Origin of the sequence: Actinopolyspora mzabensis (assembly GCF_900101095.1) — a bacterium.
In the GTDB taxonomy this organism is placed as follows: Bacteria; Actinomycetota; Actinomycetes; order Mycobacteriales; family Pseudonocardiaceae; genus Actinopolyspora; species Actinopolyspora mzabensis.
Genome location: NZ_FNFM01000015.1, coordinates 65,053 through 90,673, shown reverse-complemented (window position 1 = coordinate 90,673; position 25,621 = coordinate 65,053). Strand labels below are relative to the sequence as shown.

The 25,621-nt window shown below is 68.8% G+C and carries 25 protein-coding genes and 1 pseudogene; 6 read left to right on the top strand and 20 right to left on the bottom strand.

All coding sequences use genetic code 11. From position 1 onward, the window contains the following. The 7 genes and pseudogenes from BLR41_RS21765 to BLR41_RS21735 all read right to left on the bottom strand — a co-directional run. Nucleotides 1–265 (bottom strand): annotated as a pseudogene (locus BLR41_RS21765) (DUF3558 family protein); the annotation flags it as partial. Between the two features lie 92 nt (nt 266–357). Continuing rightward, nucleotides 358–855: a hypothetical protein gene (locus BLR41_RS21760; RefSeq protein WP_245694706.1), complete on the bottom strand. Its 498-nt coding sequence runs from the start codon at nt 853–855 to the stop codon at nt 358–360. Between the two features lie 5 nt (nt 856–860). Beyond that, entirely contained in the window at nt 861–1,772 is a 912-nt protein-coding gene (locus BLR41_RS21755; protein WP_092632501.1) for a hypothetical protein, read from the bottom strand. Beyond that, nucleotides 1,769–2,143 carry a hypothetical protein gene (locus tag BLR41_RS21750; RefSeq protein WP_092632498.1) on the bottom strand — a complete coding sequence of 125 codons (375 nt, stop codon included), beginning with the start codon at nt 2,141–2,143 and terminating at the stop codon, nt 1,769–1,771. The genes BLR41_RS21755 and BLR41_RS21750 overlap by 4 nt, the downstream gene beginning before the upstream one ends. 134 nt (nt 2,144–2,277) lie before the next feature. Continuing rightward, entirely contained in the window at nt 2,278–4,245 is a 1,968-nt protein-coding gene (locus BLR41_RS21745) for an alkyl/aryl-sulfatase (RefSeq protein ID WP_218120311.1), read from the bottom strand. Then, complete coding sequence (locus BLR41_RS21740) at nt 4,235–5,416, bottom strand: acyl-CoA dehydrogenase family protein (RefSeq protein WP_092632495.1); 1,182 nt, start codon at nt 5,414–5,416, stop codon at nt 4,235–4,237. Before BLR41_RS21740 ends, BLR41_RS21745 begins: the two co-directional genes overlap by 11 nt. Before the next feature lie 19 nt (nt 5,417–5,435). Then, nucleotides 5,436–7,040 carry an AMP-binding protein gene (locus BLR41_RS21735; RefSeq protein ID WP_092632538.1) on the bottom strand — a complete coding sequence of 535 codons (1,605 nt, stop codon included), beginning with the start codon at nt 7,038–7,040 and terminating at the stop codon, nt 5,436–5,438. A gap of 152 nt (nt 7,041–7,192) precedes the next feature. On the opposite strand from BLR41_RS21735, the gene BLR41_RS21730 reads away from it, so the two are divergent. The 5 genes from BLR41_RS21730 to BLR41_RS21710 all read left to right on the top strand — a co-directional run bounded on the left by BLR41_RS21730 (nt 7,193) and on the right by BLR41_RS21710 (nt 11,700). Next, nucleotides 7,193–7,789, top strand: coding sequence for a TetR/AcrR family transcriptional regulator (locus tag BLR41_RS21730; protein WP_092632492.1), 597 nt, complete (start codon nt 7,193–7,195; stop codon nt 7,787–7,789). Nucleotides 7,790–8,007: 218 nt separating this feature from the next. Further along, nucleotides 8,008–9,471 carry an MFS transporter gene (locus tag BLR41_RS21725; protein WP_092632489.1) on the top strand — a complete coding sequence of 488 codons (1,464 nt, stop codon included), beginning with the start codon at nt 8,008–8,010 and terminating at the stop codon, nt 9,469–9,471. Nucleotides 9,472–9,622: 151 nt separating this feature from the next. After that, the gene (locus BLR41_RS21720) at nt 9,623–10,117 is read left to right on the top strand and encodes a GNAT family N-acetyltransferase (protein ID WP_218120310.1); all 495 of its coding nucleotides are present in this window, start codon (nt 9,623–9,625) and stop codon (nt 10,115–10,117) included. Between the two features lie 117 nt (nt 10,118–10,234). Then, nucleotides 10,235–10,894, top strand: a complete 660-nt coding sequence (locus BLR41_RS21715) for a DUF1326 domain-containing protein (protein WP_092632486.1) — start codon at nt 10,235–10,237, stop codon at nt 10,892–10,894. Next, nucleotides 10,891–11,700, top strand: a complete 810-nt coding sequence (locus BLR41_RS21710) for a DUF2182 domain-containing protein (protein ID WP_092632532.1) — start codon at nt 10,891–10,893, stop codon at nt 11,698–11,700. Before BLR41_RS21715 ends, BLR41_RS21710 begins: the two co-directional genes overlap by 4 nt. Nucleotides 11,701–11,830: 130 nt before the next feature. Here the strand turns inward: BLR41_RS21710 and BLR41_RS21705 are convergent, their stop codons facing one another. The 4 genes from BLR41_RS21705 to BLR41_RS21690 form a co-directional block, all read right to left on the bottom strand. Beyond that, nucleotides 11,831–12,751 carry a DNA-processing protein DprA gene (locus BLR41_RS21705; RefSeq protein ID WP_092632483.1) on the bottom strand — a complete coding sequence of 307 codons (921 nt, stop codon included), beginning with the start codon at nt 12,749–12,751 and terminating at the stop codon, nt 11,831–11,833. Nucleotides 12,752–12,841: 90 nt separating this feature from the next. Then, complete coding sequence (locus BLR41_RS21700) at nt 12,842–13,657, bottom strand: SDR family oxidoreductase (protein ID WP_092632480.1); 816 nt, start codon at nt 13,655–13,657, stop codon at nt 12,842–12,844. Between the two features lie 237 nt (nt 13,658–13,894). Beyond that, nucleotides 13,895–14,440 carry a GNAT family N-acetyltransferase gene (locus BLR41_RS21695; RefSeq protein ID WP_092632477.1) on the bottom strand — a complete coding sequence of 182 codons (546 nt, stop codon included), beginning with the start codon at nt 14,438–14,440 and terminating at the stop codon, nt 13,895–13,897. Nucleotides 14,441–14,572: 132 nt separating this feature from the next. Continuing rightward, nucleotides 14,573–15,544 (bottom strand): bile acid:sodium symporter family protein, encoded by a 972-nt coding sequence (locus tag BLR41_RS21690; protein WP_092632474.1) that lies wholly within the window; start codon nt 15,542–15,544, stop codon nt 14,573–14,575. Nucleotides 15,545–15,859: 315 nt separating this feature from the next. Here BLR41_RS21690 and BLR41_RS21685 point away from each other — a divergent pair, with 315 nt between their 5' ends. Then, entirely contained in the window at nt 15,860–16,273 is a 414-nt protein-coding gene (locus tag BLR41_RS21685; protein ID WP_092632471.1) for a hypothetical protein, read from the top strand. A 355-nt stretch (nt 16,274–16,628) separates the two neighbouring features. On the opposite strand, the gene BLR41_RS21680 is transcribed toward BLR41_RS21685, so the two are convergent. From BLR41_RS21680 to BLR41_RS21640, 9 genes are all read right to left on the bottom strand, one after another. Continuing rightward, a complete protein-coding gene (locus BLR41_RS21680) occupies nt 16,629–16,991 on the bottom strand; it encodes a DUF1048 domain-containing protein (RefSeq protein WP_092632467.1) in 363 nt (120 codons plus the stop codon). Next, a complete protein-coding gene (locus BLR41_RS21675; protein WP_092632464.1) occupies nt 16,988–17,317 on the bottom strand; it encodes a PadR family transcriptional regulator in 330 nt (109 codons plus the stop codon). The genes BLR41_RS21680 and BLR41_RS21675 overlap by 4 nt, the downstream gene beginning before the upstream one ends. A gap of 224 nt (nt 17,318–17,541) precedes the next feature. Further along, nucleotides 17,542–18,525 carry a mechanosensitive ion channel family protein gene (locus tag BLR41_RS21670; protein ID WP_092632461.1) on the bottom strand — a complete coding sequence of 328 codons (984 nt, stop codon included), beginning with the start codon at nt 18,523–18,525 and terminating at the stop codon, nt 17,542–17,544. 225 nt (nt 18,526–18,750) lie between these two features. Continuing rightward, nucleotides 18,751–19,134 carry a fluoride efflux transporter FluC gene (locus BLR41_RS21665; RefSeq protein ID WP_092632458.1) on the bottom strand — a complete coding sequence of 128 codons (384 nt, stop codon included), beginning with the start codon at nt 19,132–19,134 and terminating at the stop codon, nt 18,751–18,753. Continuing rightward, nucleotides 19,131–19,619, bottom strand: coding sequence for a fluoride efflux transporter FluC (locus tag BLR41_RS21660; RefSeq protein ID WP_425426941.1), 489 nt, complete (start codon nt 19,617–19,619; stop codon nt 19,131–19,133). Before BLR41_RS21660 ends, BLR41_RS21665 begins: the two co-directional genes overlap by 4 nt. A gap of 270 nt (nt 19,620–19,889) precedes the next feature. Beyond that, nucleotides 19,890–20,849 carry a CPBP family intramembrane glutamic endopeptidase gene (locus BLR41_RS21655; RefSeq protein ID WP_245694704.1) on the bottom strand — a complete coding sequence of 320 codons (960 nt, stop codon included), beginning with the start codon at nt 20,847–20,849 and terminating at the stop codon, nt 19,890–19,892. A 405-nt stretch (nt 20,850–21,254) separates the two neighbouring features. Beyond that, nucleotides 21,255–24,017, bottom strand: coding sequence for a M48 family metalloprotease (locus BLR41_RS21650; protein ID WP_176798094.1), 2,763 nt, complete (start codon nt 24,015–24,017; stop codon nt 21,255–21,257). 43 nt (nt 24,018–24,060) lie between these two features. Next, nucleotides 24,061–24,591, bottom strand: a complete 531-nt coding sequence (locus BLR41_RS21645) for a hypothetical protein (protein ID WP_143013160.1) — start codon at nt 24,589–24,591, stop codon at nt 24,061–24,063. Nucleotides 24,592–24,786: 195 nt separating this feature from the next. Further along, nucleotides 24,787–25,575 carry a MerR family transcriptional regulator gene (locus BLR41_RS21640; protein ID WP_092632446.1) on the bottom strand — a complete coding sequence of 263 codons (789 nt, stop codon included), beginning with the start codon at nt 25,573–25,575 and terminating at the stop codon, nt 24,787–24,789. Nucleotides 25,576–25,621 lie beyond the last annotated feature (46 nt).

The following is a 25,621-nucleotide window of genomic DNA, read 5'->3' as shown; positions in this document are numbered from 1 at the left end:
ACCACACCTTGATCGTACGAAAACCCTGGATCCGGGAAACCTCCTCGGATCTCGCATCTTCATCAGAAGGATCAATCCACCGATCGATCCCTTGGTTCGTTATCGTGTTGACGTATATCCTGTTCCCGATCTTGATACTGTAGAAACAGGTACTGCCTTCCGCCTCTATTCCGGGAGCAAAGCCAAGTTTCTGCGATTCCTGGCCTATCCGCATCCCTTGCACCGATTCGCTGTTGATCAGGTCGCAGGGCTTCACGTCGCTCACCGACAACTCCCTGGGCCGATCCGACGAACCACACGCCGAGACCACCCCCAACCCCGCCAACAACACAGCGATGCCCCGTAACGCCCGCCCGATCATCCGTAGTACCTCAGCTTCAGCTCGGTCGTCCTCGCCTGGTAATCCTGCACCAACCTGGTAGCCACCTCGCCCACCCGCGCGGCGAACTCCTCCTCCCGCAGTTCACGCAGGCTGCCGCGCTTGATCCGCGCGGTGAACTCGTCCATGCCCACGGCCGACAACGCGAAGCGGCCGTCGCTCGACTCGCCGTGGGACTCCACCGCGCGGCACTCCGCCTGGAAATCGGAGTCGTGCTGATCACGCGGCTCGGTGTCCAGGTTGGCCCCGCTGATCGCGTCCTGATACTGCCGCTGCCACCCGACGTAGAGCAGCCGCGCCATACTCGCCAACGCCCGCTCCAGGGCGCGCTCGTCGGCGAACTCGTACACGCTCTCGCCGAACGAGAGCGAGAACTCGGTGCGGTTACGCAACTCTGCCTGAATGTCCATCCCCGGAGCACTCGCACGCACCCGGATGCTGTCCAGCCGCTCGGCCAGCTCACCCACTGCTCTCACTCCTCCTAGTCGTGGCCGCCGACGCCCTTGTCACTGGTCAAAACGCTGCCCGACATGCCCGCGAGCTTCGGCCGCGCCGAGACGAACGGGGAATCCGCCTTGTTCTGCCGATCGACCTCACCGGCGTAACCGTTCAGCGCCTTGGTGATCTCGCCCTGATCCTTGCGAATTTCTTCGTTGAGCTCGTCGATCCCCTCCTTCATGGAGTTGATGACCTGCTCCGCCGTGCCGCCGTTCTTCTTCACCGCTTTCAAACCCTTCTGCGCCGCACCTCCCACGGCCGAGGCGGCGCCCACCGCCGCGAAGGCCACCGAGGCACCACCGGTGAAGGGGATGGCACCGATAGCCGCCACCGCGCTGGCCACCGACAAAGTGAACTCGAAGTCGCTCTTGCTACAGCTGGCCACGTTGTCCAACGCATCAATAGTGCTGTCCGCTATGCCTTCGATGTCATCTCGCGTTCTCCTCCAAACCTCCTGATCCGCTTCGACCGCACCTTTCATGATCCCCAGCACCAGGAACTGGTTACTCGCGACGGCGGGAAACGGGTCGAGGAAGTTGGCCTTGAACGCGTGGGCGGCCATCCCGCTCCAGTCGTTCAGATCGTCGGCCGCCGTCTCGATCGACCGCAGGTCGTTGTTCGCACCGATGGAGTCCCCACTGATGGGGTCCCGCATGTGCGCCCCGTTCGAGAGACAGCTCATGGCACCGTGCAGCTGGTCGATGATCCCCTGGTAGTTCCCCGGATCCGGAATTCGGGTGAACGGTTCGAACAGGGGTGTCGCGCAGTCCTGGTACTTCTCCTTGATCCTGCCGTAGTCGGGCCTGCCGCCGTACTGGGCCAGCTGGCGGTATTCCGCGTCGACGGCGCCTTCCTCGATCTCTTTCGCCTTGGACATCAGCTGGTCGAAGCTCACGAGTTCCCCTCCGGCTTCGGGGTGCCCTGCTGCTGCATCAACCGATCCAGCTCGTCCGAAACTCCTTGGTCGGCCTCCGCGTACATCCGCACCGTCTCGTGCAGCGCGTCCGCGGTCTCGTCCAGGCTGGTCCTGGTCGACTTCAGCACCCCGGTGATCGCGCCGTGCAGCTGGCCGTACGCCTGGGCCATCGAGCCGCCCGGGCCGTGGAACTGCTCCGGCACGCCGGACAAGCCGTTCACCGCGCGCTGCGCGTCCTCGCAATGGCCGAGCGCCTTGTCGTAGACCCCGGACACCGTGGGAAGGTAGTCCTTGGCGACCTTCTCCAGGCGGTACAGGTCGACGCCGAACCCCGATCCGCTGTCGGTCATGTTCGCTCCTCGTATCGGCTACAGCCAGGGCAAGCTACCAGCCGAACGGGCGCTGCCTGGCCCATTCGCGGAACTCAGCTCGAAACCCAGCCGACCGATGGAAGCTGGCAGTACACAGCGGAACGTGCCGGGAATCAGCGACCGGTCTCCGGAGCACCGGCGTCCACGGGCGTGACCACGGGGAAGTCCCGCCTGGGCTGCTCCACGACGTCCGCGAGCGTTTCGAGGGCCGCGAGCTCGCCCTCGACGCGCACGTCACCGCTTGCCACGTGCTCCCGGAAGTCGGCCGGGCGCGCGGCGATCCGGTTCAGTACGGCGCGTCGCAGTCGCAGTATCAGTCCGGGTGCCGAGCCCGGCACGGGATTGCTCTCGTCGTGCACGAGCGCCCCGTTGGACAGCACCGTGTGGCGCCGGACGTTCTCGTCCTCGACCTCCCACACGATGTGCGCCCGGCCGCGCGCGGCCCGGGGGCCGTTCACCCGAACCGCGATGCTCTCGAAGAGCTGCGGCAGGCTCAGGGCGGCCAGCATGCCGCCGCCTCCCGAACGCGGCTGCGCGGCAGGGCCTCCCGCCCGGAGTTCGGCGGCGCCTGTCAGGAAGAAGTTGCGCCACGTGGCGTTCTCCGCGCCGTAGCCGAGCTGCTCCAGCGCGTCGGCTTGCAGCAGTCGCGCCCGCTCGTTGTCGGGTTCGGTGTGGACGACGTGGTTGACCACCTCGACGACCCACCGGTAGTCGCCTTCCGAGTAGCTCCGCTCGGCCATGCGCAGGACGTTCCCGGAGCCGCCCATGAAACGCACGTACCGGGTGGCGGCAGCGGCGGGTGGATGCGGCCACAGGTTGGCGGGGTTGCCGTCGAACCAACCGACGTAGCGCTGGTAGACGGCCTTGACGTTGTGGCTGGTCGAGCCGTAGTAGCCGCGTGCGTGCCAGCTGTCCCGCAACGTCTCGGGCAGTTCCAGCGTCTCGGCGATCTCGGCGGGTCCCAGTCCCCGGTTCATCAGCCGGAGGGTCTGGTCGTGCAGGTAGGTGTAGAGGTCGCGCTGCAGCCCGAGGAACCGCACGACCCGTTCGGAACTCCAGGTGGGCCAGTGGTGTCCCGCGAAGAGGACTTCCGAATCCGCGCCGAACAGCCGGATGGTCTCGGTGAGCGCCCGCGCCCAGGCTCGGGCGTCGCGCACCGGGGCGCCGCGCAGCGTCCCCAGGTTGTGCTGGGTGTGGGTGGCGGTCTCGGCCACGCACAGCGCGGCGAAGCCGGGGAGGTGGAAGTTCAGCTCGGCCGGGGCCTCGGTGTCGGCGACCAGCTGGAAGACCATCCGCACCCCGTCGACGGTGTGCTGCTGCCCGGTCCGTTCGATGTGGACGTTCGGCCGGATCAGGCTCACCCGCCCGGAGGACGTGCCCAGCCCGAGCCCCACCCCCACCTGGCCACGCGGGTCGGCGGGCAGGCCGGAGCCGTACATGAAACCGGCACGCCGGGACATCACCGGGCCTGCGTAGACGTTCTCGTCCACGGCGTGCTCGGTGAAGCCCTCGGGCGCGATGACCTCGACGTCAGCGAGTTCGCGGGCGCCGGAAACGGTGAGCCCGAGCACCCCGCCGAAGTGGTCGACGTGGTTGTGGGTGAACACCACACCGGTGATCGGCCGGGGTCCCCGGTACCGCTGGTACAGCTCGAACGCCGCGCGAGCGGTCTCCACGCTGATCAGCGGGTCCACCACGACGACGCCGCGTTCCCCCTCGACGAGGGTCATGTTGGACAGGTCGAATCCGCGCACCTGGTAGACACCGGGCACGACCTCGAACAACCCGGCCCTCGCCAGCAGCCGCGCCTGGCGCCACAGCGAGGGGTGCACCGAGTCCGGCGGTTCGGCTTCGAGGAAGCGGTACCGCTCGAAGTCCCACACGGTGCGCCCCTCGTCGTCGGTGACGGTGCGCTGCTCGGGTTCGGCCAGCAGCCCCCGCTCGGCGTCGGCGAGGTCCTCCCGGTTCGACCACGGCAGTGCCGCGGCCGCGCGGCGGTGGGCGGCGATCACGTGTTCGCTGGGCGGATTCGGCGCGTGGTCCGGAGAACGGCTCTCCGGGGTGGACTGCTCAGTGCTCAAGTCGGGCCAGGCCTTTCGCGATGCCGTTGCGCTGGATCTCGGAGGTCCCGGTCAGCACGCGGAACATCCGGATCTTCCGGAACAGGTGCTCGATCTCGCTGCCCTGCGTGAGCCCCTCCTTGCCGTGGATCTGCACGGCCTCGTCCGCGATGCGGAAGGCCGACTCCGCGACGAACAGCTTGCACATGAACGCTTCCGTGCGGACGTCAGCGCCGTTGTCCAGCGCCCGCAGCGCCTCGTAGGTCATGGAGCGCGCGGCGTAGAACTCGGCGGCCATGTCCGCCAGCTTGTGCTGGATGGCCTGCAGTTCCAGCAGCGTCTGTCCGTTGGCGACCTTCCGCGTCAGTGCCCGCTGGCGCGTGAGCGAGATGACGCGGCGGGTCGCGCCGAGCACCGAGGGGCAGTGCAACAACCTGTTGGTGGTCACGCGACCGAGCGCGATGCGCATGCCCTCGCCCTCCGCGCCGAGCAGGTTCGCGGCGGGCACGAAGCAGTCCCGCAGCACGACGTCGCTCTCGATGTGCTCCCCGGACATCGGGGTCTCACCGTCGAGCACGGTGCAGCCGGGGCTGTCCAGGTCGACGAGGAACGCGGAGAAGGAGTTCTCGGTGTCGTTCATGCGCGCGACGACGACGGCGAAGTCCGCGAAGGGGCCCGCCGAGCTGAACACCTTGTGCCCGGTGATCCGGTAGCCGTCCCGCTCCGGCACCGCGGTCGTGCTCATCGAGCGGACGTCGGAGCCCGCTTCTTTCTCCGTCAGCGAGAAGCAGCAGGCCCGTTCCGCGCGCACCACGGGAAGCAGGTACTCCCGCAGCTGGTGCTCGGTGGCGTGCCGGAGCACGTCCCCGGCGCGCAGCGGTCCGCCCATGTCGCCGAGCACGCTGTGGCCGAGCAGTCGTTCGCTGGCGCCCACCTCCTCCTTGAGCGCGGCGAGCGCCGTGAAGCTCAGCGCCTGCCCGCCGTACTCGGTGGGCAGGTGTATGCCGTAGAAGCCGAGTTCACGGCTGCGCCGCCACACCGGTTCCAGGTCGGCACGGGTGAGTCGGCCCTCACGGGTGATGCCGCGGTGGTGCTCGTACTCGGCGAGCTCCCCCTCCAGGTAGTCCCGCAGCCGCTCGACCAGCGCGGACAGTTCGGTGTCGCCGTATTCGGGACGCAGTGAGAATGTCATGCTCGCTCTCCTGTTCCGCTCAGTTCACCCGACGCTCCGCCGCAGCCCAGTACGGTTCGCGCACCGCCTTGCGGTCGGTCTTGCCGTTGCGGTTCCGGGGGAGTTCGGGCAGGAAGTCGACCGATCGTGGTTTCTTGAGCCGGTCGAGGTGTTCCGCGCAGAACTCGATCAGCTCGTCGGCGCTCGGATCGTGGCCCGCGCGCGGGACCACCACCGCCTTGACGGCCTCGCCCCACTTCTCGTCGGGAACCCCGACCACGCACGCCTCGCCGACCGAGGGGTGTTCGTGCAGGGCGGCCTCCACCTCGGTGCAGTAGATGTTGAACCCGCCGGAGATGATCATGTCCTTCTTGCGGTCCACGATGAACAGGTAGCCGTCCTCGCGCATCCAGGCGAGGTCGCCGGTGTGCACCCAGCCGTCGCGGAAGGTGCGTGCGGACAGCTCGGGCTCGTTCCAGTAGCGGGGAACGCAGTCGGGGCCGCGGGCGACGATCTCGCCTATCTCGCCCGGCGGGAGTTCCGCGCCGTGCTCGTCCACGACGCGGACCTCCGTGTCGTAGGCGGCCCGGCCGCAGGAGCGCAGCAGTTCGGGGTCCTCGGTGGTGGCCGCCGCGATCTCCTCGCTGTTCAGGCCGGTTATCACGCTGGTGGTCTCGGCCAGGCCGTAGCCCTGCGCCACCACGGGTCCGAACAGGTTGACGGCCTCCCGCAGCGCTCGCGGTGAGACCGGTGCGCCTCCGACGCGGACACTGGTCAGGCTGGACAGATCGCGCTCCGCCGCACGGGGGTGTTCGAGCACCATGCCGAGCATGGCGGGCACGAGGAAGGTGGCGGTGATGCGTTCCCGCTCCACCGTGTCCAGGAACGATTCCGCGCTCCACGCGGGCAGGACGTGGGTGGTGCAGCCGCCGAAGACTCCGCTGAGCAGTCCCATCCCGGTGGCGTGGGTGATCGGCCCGCACGCCAGGTAGCGGGTCTCGGTTCCGGGGCGGGAGTCCTCGCTCATCAGCTGCTTGCGCATGTTGGCCAGCCGGTTGCCGAAGGTCTGCACGGCGGCCTTGAGCGTGCCGGTGGAGCCGGAGGTGAAGTTCAGTACCGCGACCTCGTCCGGATCGACCTCGACAGACACGGGATCGGGGCTTCCCGCGGTGATGAGCTGCTCGTAGGACCACACTTCGGTTGCCGGAGTGGTTTCCGGGGTGGTTCCCACCTCGTCGGGGGCGTCACCCGGATCGTCCAGCTGGACGGGGACGCACCCGTTACCGGCGTCCGAGACGGCGTCGAGCGCGACCTGCCGGTGCGCGGCGTCGAAGACGAGGACCCGCACCGACGCGTCCCGCAGGATGTGTGCGATCTCGTCCCGGCCGAGGCGCGCGTTGATCGGAACTCGGGTCGTCCCCGCCTTGTAGAGGCCGAACTCGATCTCGACCAGCTCGCCGCGGTTCCACGCCAGGGCGGCCACCGCGTCGCCCCTGCCCACGCCGAGAGCTCCGTCGAGCGCGGCGGCCAGCCGGTTGGCCCGGGTCTCGAACTCCCGGTAGGTCCAGGCTCGATCACCGCAGACCAGCGCCGGTCTGTCCGGCCAGTACCGGGCGCTGCGGCTCAGGTACGTGCCCAGGTTCATCGACACCACCACCATCACTAGAAGACAGTCTGAGCATTTTCATACACTCTGTTCAGAAACAGTACGGCTGTCAAGCTTTCCTACACTGGTCCGGCTGTGCGCGGCGTCCCGACGTGGGGTCGCCGCGCGGACGACGGGGACGAGAGGAACCGATGGCCGAGGACAGGCGCACCAAGCGAACCCGGCGCGCACTCAGCGACGCACTGGTGGCGCTGGTGCTCGAACGCGGCTTCACCGCGATCACCGTGGAGGACGTGGCCGAGCGCGCCGACGCGGCGCGCGCCACCTTCTACAGCCACTTCCAGGGCAAGGAGGACCTGTTCACCAGGGTGACCTCCGACCTCGTGGCCGAGCTGGCCGAACGGATGCAACCGGCCGTCACCGAGAGCGCGATCGGCTTCACCGGCAAACCGCTGCTCGAACTGCTGCGGCACGCCAGGGACGAGCGGGACAGGTACCGGATCGTGCTGCGCGGGGAGGGCGACGGCAGACCGCTGCAGATGTTCACGGACTCGCTGGCGCGGGCCACGAGCGAGCAGTTCCGGCTGCGCGCCGAACGCAACGGGGTCACCCCGCGCATCGACTCCGAGCTGCTGGCCAGGGTGTGGGTCGGCGAGCAACTCGCCGTGCTGCGCTGGTGGGTGGAGCACGACGCTCCGCCGATGCCCGCCGAGGAGGTCACCCGGATGCTGCTCGAACTCGCCATGCACGGCCGCTACTGGGCCAGCGGGTTCGACGCACCCAGCTGAACCGGCCACGACCTGCGACGGGGCTGAAGAATCAACCCCGATCGCACCCCGCCACCGAAGGCAGCCCCGGGGCCGGCGCTCGATCGTCGCCGACTCCGCACCTCTTGAACCAGCGGACTACGGGCCCTACAGTCATGTGCTCATCGTCACTTAATGGACAGATTGTCCAATAAAGGTGCTGGAAGTTCCGCGCACCGTGGTTCAGTGAGGAGCGGCCGATGACCGCATCAACCCGGGGTCCCTCCGGGGCCGAGTTGCTCGCCCGACTCGATCGTCTTCCCCAGTCGAAACCGCACCGCCGACTCATGCTGCAGGGCGGGATGGGCCACCTCTTCGAGGCATACGACGGGGTGCTGCTCGCCTACGCGGCATCGGCCGTGGTGACGATCTGGGCAGTGGACTCCACTGTGGCCGGGTGGCTGCTGGCGTCGGTGTTCATCGGCTACCTGATCGGCTCGCTGCTCGCCGGAGTGCTCGCGGACTGGATCGGGCGCCGCCGGGTGCTGATGTACGCGCTGTTCGTCTACGTGGTGTTCACGCTGCTGGCGGCCACGGCCACCGGTCCGGGAGAGCTGATCCTGTGGCGCGTGCTGAGCGGCATCGGGATCGGAGCCGAGGCCACGACGATCGTGCCCTACATCTCGGAGTTCCTGCCGCGCCGCAACCGGGGTCGCAGCATCGGCAGGACGATGATGTTCCTCGGCGTCGGCCACGCGCTCGCCGGGTTGACGGCGGTCCTGGTGATCAGCCCCCAGCCGGAACCGGGCTGGCGGATCGCGTGCCTGAGCGGTGCGCTGCCGGTGCTGCTCCTGCTGTGGTGGCGCCGGACGATGGTGGAGTCACCGCGGTTCCTGATCGACAAGGGACGCGTCGACGAGGCCCGGGAAATCGTCGAGCGGATCGAGCGGGAGACCGCCGAAGCCGGGAACGCGGTACCCGCGCCACCGGAGAAAGGGACCATCGGAAGCGAAGCCGGGGGAGGCGAGGACGAGCGCTCGCACCACGGGAGCAACCCGCTCCGCCGCATGGCGGCGCTGTGGGGTCCGGGAATGGCGCGGCGTAGCACGGTGGTGTGCCTGCTGTGGTTCGCCTTTCAGGCGGCGCAGTACGGCTACGGAACCTGGCTGCCCACCCTGCTCGTGCTGAAGGGCTTCACGATCTCCACGAGTTTCGCCTTCGCCATGGCGGGTGCGGTCGCCCAGATTCCCGGTTACTACCTGGCGGCGTCGATCAGCGAACGTCTGGACCGCAAGTGGACGATCGTGCTCTTCCTGGTGGGCAGTGTCGGCTGCGCGGCGGCACTCGGCACGGCCGGTAACGCGACGAGCATCTTCTGCTTCAACATCGCGCTCTCGTTCTGCATGAACGGGGTGGCTTCGCCGCTCTACGCCTACACGACGGAGATCTACCCGACGGGCATCCGGACGAGCGGCATGGGCATGGCCAGCGCGATGGCGAGGGTCGGAGCGATCCTGGCGCCCGTGGTGATCGGTTACGTCCAGGCGGATCTCGGTTTCGGCGGGGTGTTCGCGATGCTCTGCGGCCTGCTGTTCTTCGGTTCCGTGATACTCGCGGTGTTCGGTCTGCGCACGGCGGGACGAAGCCTCGAAGGATTGGAGGCGTCCGGGCGCACCCCGGCCCCGACGTCGTCCGAGTCGGAATCGAGCCCGTCCTGCTCGTGACCGGCCCGGCCGGGATCGTGCCGTTGGCCGGTTGGCTTCGGTGCACCGGCCCGGCGATTTCACCGGTTGAATCGAAGCGAGAAATCGACGCCCCGGTGCCGCGACGACCGAGCGTCGCGCTTCACGACCCACGACATCCGAGAGGGTGGAATTGTCGAAATCGCCGAGCAGCGAAATCACCGTTTCCGCGGTAGACGTCGAAGCGGCGGAAAGCGTGGGTCTGCTCCGCGAGTACTTCGCGGAGATGACCGCCCGCTATCTCGGTAGGCAGCCCACCGACCACGAGATCGAATCCTCGATGGCCGAGGATCCGAGCACCGACCTGTCCGGCGATACCGGCCGCTTCCTCGTCGCGCGCGTGAACGGACGCCCGGTGGGCTGCGTCGGTCTCCGGCACCACGACGAGCGCACCGGCGAACTCACCAGGATGTTCGTGGTCGAGTCGAGCAGGAGGCAAGGTCTGGGCGCGTCGCTGCTGCACGCCGCCGAGCGGACCGCCGTGGAACTGGGCATGCGGGCGATCCGGCTCGACACTCGCGGCGACCTGGTGGAAGCCAGGAAGCTCTACGCGGCCAACGGGTACGAGGAGATCGAACCGTACTCCGACGCGCTGTACGCGGACCACTGGTTCGAGAAACGACTGTGAAGCACGGGCAGCTCGCACGCATCCAGGGAAAAACCGCGCACCGCGTATTGACAGCCGCCCTCGCCAGGGGCGGAAACTGTGTACGAGTAATCAGCCACGAAGGCTGGTGAGGCGATCATGACTACTGCCACCATGCAGAACTGGCATCTCAAGGGCGTGTGGTTCGACGCGTGCAAGTGCGCGATCCCCTGCCCCTGCTCCTTCGCCCAACCTCCCACCTACGGTGACTGCAGCGGCATCCTGCTCTGGCACGTCAACGAGGGCAATTTCGGCGACACCCCGCTGGACGAGCTCAACGTCACGATGCTCGGCTCCTTCACCGGCAACCCCTGGGCGGGCACCCACACCGACCCGTACGCCGCCGTGTTCATCGACGAGCGCGGCGACGAGGACCAGCGGCAGGCCCTGCAACGGATCTTCGGCGGCGAGGCGGGCGGCTGGCCCGCCGAGTTCGGCGCGATGTTCGGCCCGGAGATCCTCGGCATGGAGTTCTCCCCCATCGAGGCATCGTTCGAGGAGAACTTCGCCCGGTGGAGCGTGCGCGTACCCGGCAGGGCCGAAGCGGAAGTGGAGGCGCTGACCGGCCCCACGGCGGCCGAGGGGAGCCGGGTCGAGGTCCACAACCTTCCCGGTGCGGAGGTCGGGCCCGCTCAACCACCCGCCGTCTGGGGCAAGGCCGTCAGCGACCAGGCCGACGCCTTCGGATTCCAGTGGAACCGCTCCGGCTACTCCAGCAAACTCATCCCCTTCGAGTGGTCGGGACCGGACGCGAAGTGACGAGCAGAACCGGTTCTCGGGCCGTTCCGGGACCGGGTTCGCTGTCCGGAACCGAACTCCTGCTGGCGGTCGTGCTGCTCGCGCTCACCGCACTGGCCTGGCTGCTGACGCACAGCCTCGCTACCCCCGGCATGCGGTTGGGCATCCTGACCGGGATGCGGCCGATGGGATCGTCCGGTTTCGAATGGACCCGGTTCGGATTCTTCCTGCTCACTTGGCTGATCATGATGACGGCGATGATGCTGCCCGGTATCACGCCGTTCACCATCGGCATGAGCAGACTGCTCCGGAACCGACGCGCGGGCACGGGCAGCGTCCCGGCGCTGGTCGTCGGATACCTGCTCGCCTGGCTGCTGACGGGGCTGGCGGCCTACGCGTGCCTGCGCGCCTTCGACACGCTGGCCATGGCGGGCAGCGCGACGGCGGCCCGCTCGGGAGCCACCGTGCTGATAATCGCCGGGCTGTTCCAGTTCACCCCGCTGAAGCAGTGGTGCCTGCTGCACTGCCGCTCGCCGATGGCGCTGCTGATGCGGCACGGGCAGCGGGCGGTCCACAGCAGGCGCGGCACGCTGCTGGTGGGGTGCGGGCACGGTGCCTACTGCATCGGCTGCTGCTGGGCCCTGATGGCCGTGCTGCTGGCCGCGGGCATGATGAGCCTCGTCTGGATGGCCGGTGTCACCGCCATGATCACCGTCGAGAAGGTACTGCCGTACGGCAGGCAGGCCAGCTACGCGATCGGCGCGCTTCTGAGCAGTGCCGGTCTCGTCCTGCTGGTCCTGCCCGGGCTGGTCGGCACCGTCGCGTAGCTCGCCGTTGCTCGGGGCTCAATCGTTCCACCGCTCCCGGAGCTCGATCCGCTCCGCCGGATAGCCGGTGATCAGCCTGCTGAGTTCCGCCCCGAAGCGGGGCGGGGCGCTACCCATCTGAGCTCCGGCGTCATCGTGGTGCGGCGAGCAACCGTTCCACCTGTTCTTTCCCGGCCACGACTCGTTCGGCGGCGCTGACCGCGGCCCGCGGGTCCTCGGCGACGAACACTCCGGGTTGCCCGCGCAGCGCGGCTCCCCAATCGGTTCCCCGTGCCACGGAATCCAGCAGAATGACAGGACGGCCGTGCTCCACGGCCGTGCGTGCCTGGATACGAGCGCCGCTGTGCTCCCCGGCCTCCACGACCATCGTCGCGATTCCGTACGCACTCATCGTGGTGTTGCGCACGGGAAAGGTGTGCTCGGCCGGTGGTGAATCGGGCCAGAACTGGGACAGCACCATGCCCTCGCGGACGATCCACTCCTGCAGCTCGCGATTCGCCGCTGGATAGACCCGCCGGATACCGGTGCCGATCAAGGCCACGGTCCGACCGCCGTTATCGAGAGCCGACGTGTGCGCGGCGGTGTCGACCCCCGAAGCCAACCCGGAAAGCACGGTGAACCCGGCCCCCACCAACCTGGCCGATATGTCGACGGCGGTGTGCAGCGCTTCCTTCGAGGCATTGCGAGATCCGATCACCGAAACCGCGTTCTCGCCGGGGACGAGCGTGCCGCGCACGAACACGAACGGTGGGAACTGGTTCACTTCCCTGAGCTGCTGCGGGTACTCGTCGTCCCGGAAAGTGATGAAGTCGAACTCGGCGGAGCGCCAGGCGGCTATGTCTTTCTTCGCGGACTCTGTCTCCGATTCGGCATCGTGGAATCCGCTTGTGGCTGGGCCGAAAAGGGTAGGCGCAGCACAGCGTTCCCAAACCGCACGAGCGCTCCCGGAATCGGCCACTTCGGAGGTTATCAGCGGCCACGTCGTGTTCTCCGGGCGAGCACGAAGCAGGGCGAGCAACGCGGCCCGTTCTTCGTCGTCCCAGGAACCCATGCCCCAGACCCTAGAGCTGTCCGACCTCGGCCGATCATCGGTGTCACCGTTCGGAACACACGCTGTCCACCCTCTTACGCCACCGACCTCTCACCGCACCCAGCGGCGGAAGCCCGCCTCGGCGTCGAGTACCTGACCCGTGATCGTCGTGGCCCGCTCGTCGAGCAGCAGCTCGACCACGCCCGCCGCCTCTTCGGGGGTGTTCCAGCGCCCGCGCGGCAGCGCCCGGCCGACCGAGGCGGTCAGCTCCTCGGTGGCCCAGCCGGTGTCGGTCGGCCCCGGATTGACGCAGTTCACCGTGATGCCGCGCTCCACGAGCGCGTCCGAGAGGGTGGGGGTGAGCTGGTGCAGCGTGCCCTTGGTCGCCGCGTAGGGGATCTCGCCGCTCATCGGCGCCAGGTGCTGGCCGGAGGTGAACAGCACGATCCGGCCCTCGCGCCGGCCTTCCCCGTGCTCGCCTTCCTCGTGCTCGCCGTCCCGGTACCGCCGGGCGAACTCCCGCACCAGCAGCAGACTCGCCCGAACGTTGACCGCCCAGCACAGATCCAGCTCGGTCGCGGACAGCGCGTCGAGGTCGAAATCGGAGCTGCGGGCGTGCGCCAGCACCAGGGTGTCCACGGAGCCGAACCGCTCGGTGGCCTGCCGCAGCAGCTCGGCCGGGGCCTCGGGCTCGGCGAGATCCAGCTCCACGTGGGAGAACGTCTCCGCGCTACCGCCGAGCTCGGCGCGGAACTCCGGGGAAGCGGTTTCGGCTCCGCCACTCAGCCCCAGCTCCACGTCGTGCGGCGACCATCCCTGAGCACAGACCCGCATGCCCGCCGAGAGCAACCGTCGCGCGACCGCGAAGCCGATGCCCTGCCGCCGACTGACACCGGTGACCACCGCCGTACGTCCCGCCGAACCCATGCGGGGAGCCTCGCCGGGTACGGGCGTGGCGTCAACTCGATTTCCGCTACGGCCTCGATCTCTCGCGAAATCCACGTCCGCCCGCGCCGTAATTACCCGCGCCGCAGCCCCGCCCCGGCATAAATTTCCCACGAAATCGCCGGAAACGGCTGCGAGAACGTCCACTGTGGCCAAATACGTAATTTCCGAGGTGAAGATCCTCGACGAGGCGACGGCCGACGACTACCGCCCGCTCACCTACGCGAGGTGGAGAGCCATCAGGATCTCGTCCCGGTCGTCGCCGGGTGACAGCCGCAACGCTCCGGGCCAACGTCCGATCTCCTTCCAGCCCAGTCGCGCGTAGAAGCTCTCCAACCCCATACCGTCGCGCGCGGCCAGCCGGAGCTGCTCCAGTCCGAGCTCGTCGCGGGCGATCTCGTGGGCCCGCGACAGCAGCGCTGTACCCACTCCCCGACCACGTGCCGCGGGATGGCTCTGCACGTGGTGCACCGACCCGTTGTGAGCGGTCAGGGCGGGAGCATCGGCGCGCAGCACCAGCCAACCGAGCACCCCGCCGTGTCGTTCGGCGACGAGAATCCTGCAGCGATCCTCAGCGAGTTCGCCCGACAACGCGTCCACGGCCGGTTCGACCTGAGCGGTTGTCACCGGCGGGAACGGGAAACCGGCCGCGCCGCCCGCGTTGGTGACGGCGACCCAGCAGTCCACCAGCTCGCGGCGCAGCGCGGTCGACACACTCGTGCTGGAGCGGTACTGCCGCACATCCACCGAATCCCCAGCAGTCATGCGGCGAATACTAGTGCTCTTCCCCGACACGCAGGGTTTCCAGCGCTCTTTCCGCAATCGGTTCCCGGGCGGGGCGTCGATTTCTCGCGAAATCCGCGAACGCCCGAGAAATCGACGCCACCCCGGCGGAAATCACCCGCGCGCGGGTTCGGCCGCGTCGGTGGCCGGGTCCTCGCTGCCGCTGGGCCTGCGCGACCAGAACGACGCCACCGCCGCCCCGGAGAGGTTGTGCCAGACGGAGAACAGCGCGGCGGGCAGCGCGGCCAGCGGGGTGAAGTGCGCGGTGGCCAGGCTCGCGGCAAGGCCGGAGTTCTGCATCCCGACCTCGACGCCGATGGCGCGGCGGGACGCCTCGTCCAGCCCGGCCAGCCTGGCCGCGCCGTAGCCGAGCAGCAGCCCGAAGGCGTTGTGCAGCACCACGGCCAGCAACAGCAGCGCCCCCACCGAGGCGAGCGTGCTCGCGTTGGCGCCGACCACGGCCGCCACCACCACGACGATGCCGAGCACCGATACCAGCGGCAGCAGCGGCAGCACCCGCTCGACCAGCCTCGGCAACGCGGCGCGGATCGCGATGCCGAGCACCACCGGAATCAGCACGACCTTGATGATCGACCAGAACAGCCCGAGGAAGTCCACCGGCAGGCTGGAACCGGCCAGCCACAGCACCAGCAGCGGCGTGAGCAGCGGGGCCAGCAGGGTGGAGACCGAGGTCATGGTCACCGACAGCGCGACGTGGCCCCTGGACAGGTAGACGACCACGTTGGACGCCGTGCCGCCCGGAGTGGATCCCACCAGGACCATGCCCGCCAGCAACGCGGCGGAGAACCCGAACGCGCTGCCGATGGCCCAACCGGCCAGCGGCATCACCAGGTACTGCGCCACCAGCCCGATCAGCACCGCCCAGGGTCTGCGCAGCACCAGCGAGAAGTCCCGGGCGCGCAGCGTGAGCCCCATGCCGAACATGATCACGCCGAGCAGCGGGGTGATGGCGGGGGAGAGCGTGCTGGTGGCGTCGGGAAGCAGCATCCCCACCACGCCGCCCAGCAGCACCAGCAACGCGAACCAACTGCCGACGAGATCCGCGGCGCGACGCAGCACACCCATGTCGCCGAAACCTCCCCACCGTGAAAGCGCACCACGGCCGGGCACCGTTCGTCGGGCTCGACCGAGAAATCCAGGACTTTCCTAGCAGGGCGGATGACCGGTGTAAACGCCGATCCCGAGGCGCGGAAAGCGACGATGCTCACCCCGTGGAAAACTGCCCGATCCGACACGACGCGGAATTCGATTCGTGCTCGGCCGGTGACCGAACGAGTGGAAATGTCCTTCTTTCGGGGCTGGTGCGGATGCCGACGCGGGGGATCGGCGGCATGCTGATCTCGTCGCAACGGTTTCGAGACGAATTCGGTCGAGGACGAGATGAGCACACCGGCCCGCAACTCGCCCTTCGTCGGGCTGCACTGGGGCACCATCGTGGCGCTGGGGATACTGGGACTGATCCAACCGGCGCTGGGCATCCTCCGCGTCTACGAGACGTTGGGCAGGCCCTGGAGCCCGATCGTGGTCACCGTGCTCGTCGCGGCGCTCTGGGTGGCCGTGGTGGTGCTGCGCAGGACGGCGCGTCCGGTGCTGACGCTGACGATCGTCGGCACGCTGTACGGGGTGCTGACGATCGTGCTCAACTGGATCGTGCGAATCGTGCTGTACGGAAGTTCCGCACCGCTGCCCGGGCCCGCGATCGCCAGCATCGTGCTGGCCAACCTGCTGGGCGGCGCGCTGCTGGGGCTGCTGGCGCTGGTGATCCTGCGCATCATGAGCAGGCGGGGACGCTGATCGCGCGGGGAAACCGCTCGGAGTTCTCCGGGCGGGTTGGCGGGACACTTCGGCGGGACCTCTCGTTGGTGCTCGCCCGGAACGTCCCGAGTGCTTTCCCTGCACGGCGCGGCGGGTGAACGAAGAACGCCCGACCGGAGCGTGCCGGTCGAGCGTCAGGAGCGACTCACGACCACCGGGAATCGGTGATCGCGTGCGACGCCCCTCGAATTCGTCGTTTCGCGGGGGGTGTTCGCCGTTCGTCGCTGTCGGGCGAACCGGTCGCTCTCGAGGGTGTCGAGGAATTCCTTCCACTGGGTACCGGTGGCGGGGAAGTGGCCGGCGGCGCGAGGAACGAATCGCGTACGCGGCTACGTCATCGGCTGGTTCGCTCTGCCTCGATCGACCGCTCGATACCACGGAGCAACCGCTGCCGCTCCTTGTCGGGGGCGTAGCCGCCCTTCGTGTAGTTCCGGGCGAACTCCTCGACGAATTCCGTTGGCTCGTCACCGACCAGCTCGCGGATCGGCGTTCCGTCCGATACGGCCTGCTCGAACAGCTCGGCGAGATCCTCGAACTCCGAGATCGCGCTCTCGTTGTCAACGGGAACGAAATGCATCAGGTACCGCTCGATCGCCTCGACCGCCGTGCGATAGTCCTCCGGAAGCCGCTTGATGCGTGCCTTGTACTGCCGGTAACGCCGCTTGTCGCCGATCAACTTCGAGACAATCATGATCATCTGCCCCCTTCGCGGAGCTGTTCGAGGCGTTCGGAGAGGAATCGCCAGGCCGTCCAGAATTCCTCGAGGTATTCCCTGCCCTGGTCGTTGAGGGAATACACCTTGCGCGGCGGCCCCTTTTCCGAGGGGACCTTCGCCACGTCGACGAGACCGCGCTTCTCGAGCCTGACGAGCAGCGCGTAGACGGTGCCCTCCGCGATGTCGGAGAATCCCTGTTCCCGCAACCACGCGGTGATCTCGTAGCCGTACGCGGGTCGACCGGCCAGGATCGCGAGGACGACGCCTTCCAGCGTGCCCTTGAGCATCTCCGTCGTCTGCTTGCCCACGGCAACGCCCCTCCGTCTACTCAGTGATACTGACTACCGGTAGATAGTAACACTGAATAGTGGGGTGGCAATCCCCGCGAGCACGGAAAATCCGGGGCCCGACATGAATCGAGTCCCCTCCCGCGAACGGGAAGGGACTCGACGAGTTCGGGATTCGACTTCGCGGTGAGCGGGGCGGTGCTCTTCGGCGCGCCAGCGCGCCCGGAGAAAGCGCGCCCGGAGAATCAGCCCTGCTTGACCGCACCCGTTCCGTTGGTGGGCAGCACCGGGTAGGCCACCCGCACCCCGGACTGGTCGAAGCTGTGCTTGAGCCGGGCACGCAACGCGCGGCCGAGCGCCCACTGCTCACCGGGCTTGACCTTGACGATGATCCGCACGGTCACCGAACCGTTGCCGATACCGATGACGCCGTTGAGATCCGGCTTCTCCAGGATCTTGGAGCTGAACTCGCTGTTGGCGGCGAAGTCCCCGATGGTCGACTCGATCACGCGCTCGGCGTGGGCGATGTCGACGCTGTAGTCCAGCGGGAGCTCGATGACCGCGTTGGCCCAGTCCTGGTTCATGTTGCAGACCCGCATGATCTCGCCGTTGCGCACGTACCACAGTCCGCCGTTGAGATCCCGGATCTTGGTGATACGCAGCGTCACAGCCTCGACCGTGCCGACGGCGTCGCCCGCGTCGATCACGTCACCCACGCCGTACTGGTCCTCGACCATCATGAACACGCCGGACAGGAAGTCCTTGACCAGGCTCTGCGCGCCGAAACCGATCGCGAGCCCGAGCACGCCCGCACTGGCCAGGATCGGCGCGAGGTTTATGCCGAACTCGCCGAGGATCATCACGAAGGCCACGCCGAACACGATCGTCGTGGCCACGCTGCGCAGCACCGAACCGATGGTCTGCGCGCGTTGTTGCTGCCGCTCGCCCGCGTTGTCGGTCTCGGCGCCGTTACGCCCGACGAGGTTCCCGGCCCTGGCGGTGGCCTGGTTGATCCGCTGGTGCGAGCTCACCATCCGCCGCACGCCCTGGGTGATCACCCGTCCCAGCACGGCACGCAGCACCACCGCGACGAGCAGGATGATGACGACGTTGACGAATCCGGAGAACAGCGCTCCGGAATTGTCGTTGAACCAGTTCACCACCGGATCGGTCACGCTCGCCGCGGGCGCGGCGGCGAAACGCGTCGTGGCATTCGCGGCGATCAGCAACGAAACGACCTTTCTCGCGTGTGAGACAACTGTGACGGCTCGTGCGACTCACCCGAACAGCGGAGCGCGACACCCGTACGGCGGAGCGCATCCTGAGCCGTTTTCACGATAAAGCGGCGTTCATCCTGCCAAGGACATCACGAAATGGCAAAACACCGGTAGCACCGCACCGGAAAACCGGATTCGCCACCCGAAAAGTGAACGTCCGGCAAACCAGGACGAACATCAGAGCTGCGCGAACAACGCGACGGTTCCGAGCCCGAGCCCCGCTGCCGCCACACCGCCGAGAACCGTTCCCGAGACGTACCGGACGGCGTGCGAACGCGCGCCGGAGGTGTAGAGCCGGACGGTGTCCTGCCCGAACGTGCTGAACGTGGTCAACGCGCCGCACAGCCCCACCACCAGCAGCGTGCGCAGCCCGGAAGAGCCGAAACCGTCGAACACGGCAGCGCCGCCCACCAACAGCGCGATCAGGAACGAGCCCACCACGTTGACGGTGAACGTGCCTCGGGGAAAGGCGGAACCGGGGCCAGGCCGCACGCCCCGGTCGATCCCGTAGCGCAGCACCGCGCCCGCCGCGCCGCCGAGCGCCACCAGCAGCAGGGTCATCGCGACTCCGTTCCAGGGGTGGTCTCGGGGGCGGTGTCATGGGCGTTGCCGGAAAAGGCGCCGGGACCGCTTCGCCGCGAACGCGCGACGACCGCCCTGGCCAGCATCGCACCGCAGATCACCGCGGGAAGCGCCAGCAGCACCGTCAGCAGCAGGTACAGCGCGGCGTAAAGCGGCCGTCCGGCGGCCAGCAACCCGCCCGCATCCGCCAGATAGCTGGAGAAGGTGGTGAAACCACCCAGCACCCCGACGCCGAGGAACGGCCGCAGCAGGTGGTGCGGCTCGCCGGCTTCGAGGAACACGGTGAAGGCGCCGATCGCCAGACAACCCAGCACGTTGACGGTCAGCGTGGGCCAGACGGCACCGCCGTCGGCGTGCGGCAGCGCGAGCGAGACGCCGTAGCGCAGCGACGATCCCAGCGCACCGCCGAGAGCGACGGCGGCGAGCACCCGCCACCGACGAGCAGACGAACTATCGGACAACACGTGTTCCCTACCCGGAGGTTCTCGAACGGGCAGGGACCGTTGGCGAAGCGAACCTCGCGGTTGGTTCCGGCGGGCCCCACCGCCGGGATCCGAGTGCGCGGACCACGGGCAGTGTAGCGAACCGGAGTGCGAGAACACCCCGGGAAGCGACGTGGCACACACCCGGGGACCGAGGACCAGTGGGAGTGCCGAGATCACTCACGGCGAGGTACCGACTCACGGCGAGGTGCTGACTCCAGAGGTACTCTCCGCTAACGACGGGGTGCTCGCTCAGGGCCGCGTGGGCTCGGACGCGAAGCCCGAACGACGGCGGCGATAGGCCAGCACGGCGATCACCAGCAGGCAGAGCAGCACGACGGTGGTGGGCAACCCGCCCTCGATGCCGAAGGCACCGCCGTTGAGCAACGCGCTGCCGCCCTCGGCGGGGCGCGTGTCCGCGAGCGTGGCCGTGAGGTTCATGCCGGACACCTCGACGCCGTAGATGTTGCCCTGGCACCAGTTCCAGACCGTGTGGAAGGCACACACTCCCCACAGTCCGCCCTCGGCCAGCGCCCAGTACGCCAGCACGAACGAGATCAGCACCAGGTTCAGCAGCGGCAGCGGACCGAAACCGGTGTTGAGACCGTGCAGCAGGGTGAACACCACCGCCTGTGCGACCAGCGCGGCCGTGAGCCCCCACTTCCGCCAGGTGACCTGCATCAGGTAGCCACGGGTGAGGATCTCCTCCGTGCTCGCCTGCACCACGAACCCCAGCAGTGTCAGCGCGAGCGCGCCCACGATCGCGTAGCCCGCCCCCGAGCTCTCGAACACCAGCTGGTTCGCCGCGACGTTGCCCAGCACCAGCACGCTGATCGCCAGCAGGGCCACCCCCGCACCGAGCGAGACGGAACGGGCGGGACGTCGCGCGGGCAGGAACCCGACACTGCCGAACGGCCTGACCTCCTTGAGCGGCAACCACAGCACCAGCCCCAGCACGGAACCGATGAAGCCGCAGGTCAGGGCCACCTGGGAGGCGAGCCCGATCCGCATGCTGCTCAGGACGGACAGATCACCGGTGAACACCACGGCCATCGCGAAGGCGATGGCGCTGACGATCTGTCCGAGCAGGAAGCAGCCGAGCACCACCAGGATCCCGACCACCGCGCCGGTCGGGCGGCGCGCCCGCAGTATTCCCCGGAGCAGCGGGGACGCCGGGCGGGTTGCTCCGTCTACGGCTTCGGAAGTGTCCACTGTGCCTCAACCTGGATCGGGAACACGTCGACGGCATTGTCCCGTGGCGCGGCGAAGGACGGGAAAGCGCCGTGCCCAAGTGCCGGATGGCTGGGCGAACGCGGGGTGGTTGCGCTGCTCGCGACCGCGGTGATCCTGGTGGTGCGCAGCACGCCTCGTGGTGCTCGGGCGTGATCGACGAGCACCACGAACCGGAACCGCCCTAAAAATGAGGGGCGACACCGTTGTGGCGAGGGCCGGTCAGCGAGAAGGAAATCCCCCGGCGCGTGCTGCGCGCTGGCTGAGCGGGGGCTACGTCCGGCAGGATAGCGCTCGGACGGGGGTGGATGCACCGTACCGAGCGAGTTCCGGATGACCGGGCCGTTGTGAGTCGAACACCCGGCGGCGCCGAGCACGAAGGCCGGGTCAACACGCCTCCAACACTCGCTCCCCGTACTCGCCGCACCAGAGGCCGACCAGCTCTTCGAACAGTCGGACTCCCCGCGCCAGCGATTCGACGACTTCGAGCAGGAGTTCCCGGTCGAGCGTGCCGGTGTCGAGCGCTTCGACGAGCCGCCGCGCGGAGCCATCGAGAACGCCCAACGCCTCGCCCCAGATCTCGGCCCGCCGACCGTCGGGCGGCTCGGGGAACTGGCGGGCCCCGGTCACGGCCTCGGTCAGCCGGACGGCCCTTCCGCGCACCTCGCGCACCTCGGCGTTCGACCTGATGCCTTCCCCGAGCTCGGCCGTCGCCGAGCTCACCGCTCGGAGATGTCGCGAGCCCCCACGCCGGAGCCAGACGCGTCCGGGCTCGGTGCCGGGCTCCGACTCGGTGCTCTCGGATGCGGTGCTCTCCGGCTCGGCGGTCGGTTCCAACGGTTCCTCGCCGGTACCGGACGCGTTCGGCAGAGCCAACACGACCACGGAGGACGCGGCCACGAGCACGGCCACGATCCGCCCCGCACGACCGGACTCTGGGCTCCCCGTACCGACCGATGTCCGAACGGATTTCGGACCGCGGGTCACGTTCCACCCACGTAACCCCCGGCGGACGGCGCTGCCGAGCAGGTATCCCCCGAGGGCCGCGATGGTTCCCTCCACCGTGACGACGCCGAGCACCGTCGCGGCGTACTCGCCGCTCGTCGTTCCCGGGCATCGGGTCGCCGTCGCGTGCAGTAGCGGCACGCAAGCCCCGAGGCGTCCGAACGTCCACATCATGCCGCCGACAGCCAGCCCCGTGCTCGCGGCGGCGAACAGCGCGTGCGCGAAGCCGGACCTCCGGAACAGCACGGCGGCGACCACAGCGGCCACGGCGAACTGCACGGCGACCGCTCCCGCGAACTCCCACCCGGAGAGCACCGCCCGGAACGGGTCGGTGCTCCGCTCCGACAGCGGGACGGTGCCGCGCATCGCCGCCTTGACCGCGAGATCGAAGACCAACCACGCGACGGCACCGAGCAGCCCGGCCGACAGCGCGAACCGGATCCGCGTGCGGCGCGCCAGCAGCAGCGGCACCGCCCACAGCAGCACCAGGCCCGCGCACAGCGCGAGGTTCCGGGCGGCGAACCCCATCACCACGGGATGCCACGTCGCCGAGAGCAGCGCGTGATCCAGGCCGGTCCATGCCGCCTGACTCCCGAGGTCCGCTATCGGAGTGCCGAGCCGTGCCAGTTGAGAAGATGCTCGACCCAGGTTCTCCGGGGACGACCACAGCTCCAACCAGGACCAGCCGAGCAGCGACACGGCCGTACCGACGGCGGACCAACCGGCCACTCGGGCCCGAGCGATCCGTTCGCGATGCAGCAGGCGCGAGCACCGGTACACCCACCAGGCCAGCAGCACGAGCTGCCCGACGAGCAGTCCGACCACGACGAACACCACGACTCCGGGCAGTGGGTCGCCGAGCGTGGCCGGCGAAAGTCGTTCCCCCAGCAGAACGCCCGCCCCCACTCCGAGGCAGCTCCGGACCAGCCGGCGCCCCACCGGAGCGCGCCGTGGTCCATCTCGCGCCGCTGTGACGGCCGACCCGCGCACCGCCGCGAAACCCACGAGCAGTGCGACGAGGATTCCCCAACCACCGCTCAGCAACCGGAAAACATCGAGCGGTGCACCGGCGGCGACTACCGGCATGGCGAACTGGACGAAGCCGAGCTGCAGCACGACCCCGGCGGCGAAGTGCTCGCCGAAGCCGGGGCGGAACAGCGCGGTCGGTTCGGGGAGGGCGGCGACGCGGCTCGAAGGAGTCGGATGCCTGCGCAGCCAGACCGGTGGCCGCCGGGCAACCGTTCCCGCCAGGGCGGGCAGGCACCACGCGGGATCGGCCGAGCCCAGCCAGGCCGACACCCGCGCGTCCGCGTGGTGCTCCCGGGTCCGCAGCAGGGCGTTGCGGAACAGGTGGACCAGCAGCACCAACCCGGCGACGCGCCAGGAGATCTCGAGCGAACTCCGAAGGGCACCGTCCCGCCAGGACACCCAGAGCAGGCCCACCACCATCGGCGCCAGCGCCGTGAACAGGAAGGACCGCCACACCGCCAGGGCGAAGTAGGTGATCGGCACGTCCCGCTCGCGCACGTGCGCCAGCTCGTGCAGCACCACGGCCCGGAACGACGCGGGGTCGGTCCGGAACAGCGTCAGCAGGCCCGCGTCGAGCCGAACGTAGCGCCTCCGCCCGTGGCCGAAGGCGAGCCCGCCCGCACGCGGGTTGAGCGGGTCGATCAGGAAGACCGGCGCGCGGGGTAATTCCGCCTGGGCGACGAGACTCTCCAGGTACGAAGCCAGCTCCGGGCTGTCGGAGGAGCGCAGCGCCACCAGCCGCTGCCGCCGGATGCGCCACCACGGTTGCAGCCGGTAGAACAGCACCGCGACCGCGAGCATCACCAACAGCCCGAACACAGTCCACAACAGACGATCGGATATCCGCTCGGCGAGGCATCCGGCGAACCCGTCGTACCGCTGTTCGGTGTCGGGCCGTGGCAGGGGGCGCTGTCCCGGGTAGTACCCCGCACGCACCTGGCATCGTTCGAATTCGCGAAACCAGCCGGCCAGGCCGGAAGGCAGCAGCACCCAGTGGATCGTCGCCGCTGTTCCGAAAGCCAGGGCGATCAGCGAACCGAAGTGCACCGTGGTGCCGCTCGGCGCCCGCAGGCCCGCCACGGACGGTCGCGTGCTCCGATTCGTACTCGTTACCACCGGCATTTTCCGAGCGGGTTCATGGCCCGCGGCGAATAATCCATCAGTCGGCCCGGTCGAGGGAGTCCATGATGGCGCCGACGAGCAGTCGCACCCGGTCCTCGGCCAGGCCGAGTGCCCTGGCGCGGGCCTCGGCGACTTCGCGCACCCGCGCCCGCTGCTCGTCGGTCAGCGGTCCCGCCGGCAACGATTCCGCAGTCGCCGATTCCGCAGTCGCCGATTCCGCCGTCACCGGTTCCGTCGTCGACCCTTCCGCCGCGTCCCCGTCCTCGTGCTCCACTTCGGCGCGACGACGGAACCGGGCACGGAGTCGGGACAGCACCCGGTCACCGCCGCGGACCACCGCGTCCCCGGCCCTGCCGACCAGCTGGTCGTAGACCGCGGCGGCCACCGCCAGAGCAGCGGGTGAAAGCAGCGCCACCACGGTGTCGATCCCGGAACCCAGCGCTTCGTCGCCGCGCCGCCGAACCGCCGTCGCCCGCTCCGGATCGCGCAGGAACTCCTCGCTCGCGGCCTCGAAGAAGGACAGCTCCTCGGGCGCCAACGACTCGACGACGCGACGCGCCGTCGTCACCGTGAATTCCCGCCGCTCGTCCTCGCCCACCGGTCAGCCCCCCAGGAAAGATCGGCCCGAGAACCGATTCTCGTCGACCGGGACGCGTGCCGTCACTCGGCCGTTCGGATTACTTGAGCGGGAGAAACAACGCGCGTGGCGGAAGAGCCACTGGTGCCCCCGGCGGCTCCCCGCACCTTCAACCCGTCGGAGCGTTCACCCGCCGGAGTGCTCGGCACGCTCGGCGTTGGCCAGGATCGCGTCGTGCACGAACCGGGCACCACCGGTGCCCACCTCGCGCTCGTAGGTGGCCGTGAACCGCTCATCGGCCAGGTACATCTCGGCCAACGAACACTGCATCCCGTAGGAGCACTCGTAGAACCAGCCGGTGATCAGCCCGCGGTGCCGCTCGGCCAGCTCCATCGCGCGGGCACTCGTGGCGGACTCTCCGTCGGCGAGCGCCGCGGCGAAGTCCCGGTGCAGCTCGCGCTGCTCTGCGGCCATGCGGGCCCAGTCGTCCTTGGTGTAGGAGGCCGTGCGGCGTCGCGACTCCCGGTAGGGCTCGGTGCCGCCCCAGCGCCGCTCGGCCTCCTCGGCGTGTTCGTCCGGGTCGAACCCGTCGAACAGTTCGAACTTCTCCTCCTCGGAGAGATCGATTCCCATCGTGTTGGCCTCCAGTTCGAGTTCCACGGTGGCGAGCGTCGCCCGCAGCCGAGCTATCCGCTCGGTCAGCAGGCGGTGCTGCCGCCGCAGCTGGTCGGTGGGGTCACCGCCGTCGAGGATCTCGGCGATGTCGGTGAGGCCGAATCCGAGTTCGCGGTAGGCGAGGACGCGCCGCAGCCGTTCGAGGTCCGCGTCGGAGTACTCGCGGTGCCCCGCCGCGCTGCGCCCGCTCGGCGAGAGCAAGCCGATCTCGTCGTAGTGGTGCAGCGTGCGCACCGTGACTCCGGAGAGCCGCGCCACCTCGCCGACGCCCCGGCCCTTCCCCGCTGCCGAATGACCCATGTTCGCTCACCTCGCCGACCACCCTGCGCCCTCACGCGACGTGAGG

Bases quoted from the DNA above. Each gene is read 5' to 3' on its own strand.
- BLR41_RS21750 (WP_092632498.1), bottom strand. From the start codon at position 2,143: ATGACCGACAGCGGATCGGGGTTCGGCGTCGACCTGTACCGCCTGGAG.
- BLR41_RS21740 (WP_092632495.1), bottom strand. From the start codon at position 5,416: ATGACATTCTCACTGCGTCCCGAATACGGCGACACCGAACTGTCCGCG.
- BLR41_RS21735 (WP_092632538.1), bottom strand. From the start codon at position 7,040: ATGAACCTGGGCACGTACCTGAGCCGCAGCGCCCGGTACTGGCCGGAC.
- BLR41_RS21730 (WP_092632492.1), top strand. From the start codon at position 7,193: ATGGCCGAGGACAGGCGCACCAAGCGAACCCGGCGCGCACTCAGCGAC.
- BLR41_RS21725 (WP_092632489.1), top strand. From the start codon at position 8,008: ATGACCGCATCAACCCGGGGTCCCTCCGGGGCCGAGTTGCTCGCCCGA.
- BLR41_RS21715 (WP_092632486.1), top strand. From the start codon at position 10,235: ATGACTACTGCCACCATGCAGAACTGGCATCTCAAGGGCGTGTGGTTC.
- BLR41_RS21705 (WP_092632483.1), bottom strand. From the start codon at position 12,751: ATGGGTTCCTGGGACGACGAAGAACGGGCCGCGTTGCTCGCCCTGCTT.
- BLR41_RS21700 (WP_092632480.1), bottom strand. From the start codon at position 13,657: ATGGGTTCGGCGGGACGTACGGCGGTGGTCACCGGTGTCAGTCGGCGG.
- BLR41_RS21695 (WP_092632477.1), bottom strand. From the start codon at position 14,440: ATGACTGCTGGGGATTCGGTGGATGTGCGGCAGTACCGCTCCAGCACG.
- BLR41_RS21690 (WP_092632474.1), bottom strand. From the start codon at position 15,544: ATGGGTGTGCTGCGTCGCGCCGCGGATCTCGTCGGCAGTTGGTTCGCG.
- BLR41_RS21685 (WP_092632471.1), top strand. From the start codon at position 15,860: ATGAGCACACCGGCCCGCAACTCGCCCTTCGTCGGGCTGCACTGGGGC.
- BLR41_RS21680 (WP_092632467.1), bottom strand. From the start codon at position 16,991: ATGATCATGATTGTCTCGAAGTTGATCGGCGACAAGCGGCGTTACCGG.
- BLR41_RS21665 (WP_092632458.1), bottom strand. From the start codon at position 19,134: ATGACCCTGCTGCTGGTGGCGCTCGGCGGCGCGGCGGGCGCGGTGCTG.
- BLR41_RS21640 (WP_092632446.1), bottom strand. From the start codon at position 25,575: ATGGGTCATTCGGCAGCGGGGAAGGGCCGGGGCGTCGGCGAGGTGGCG.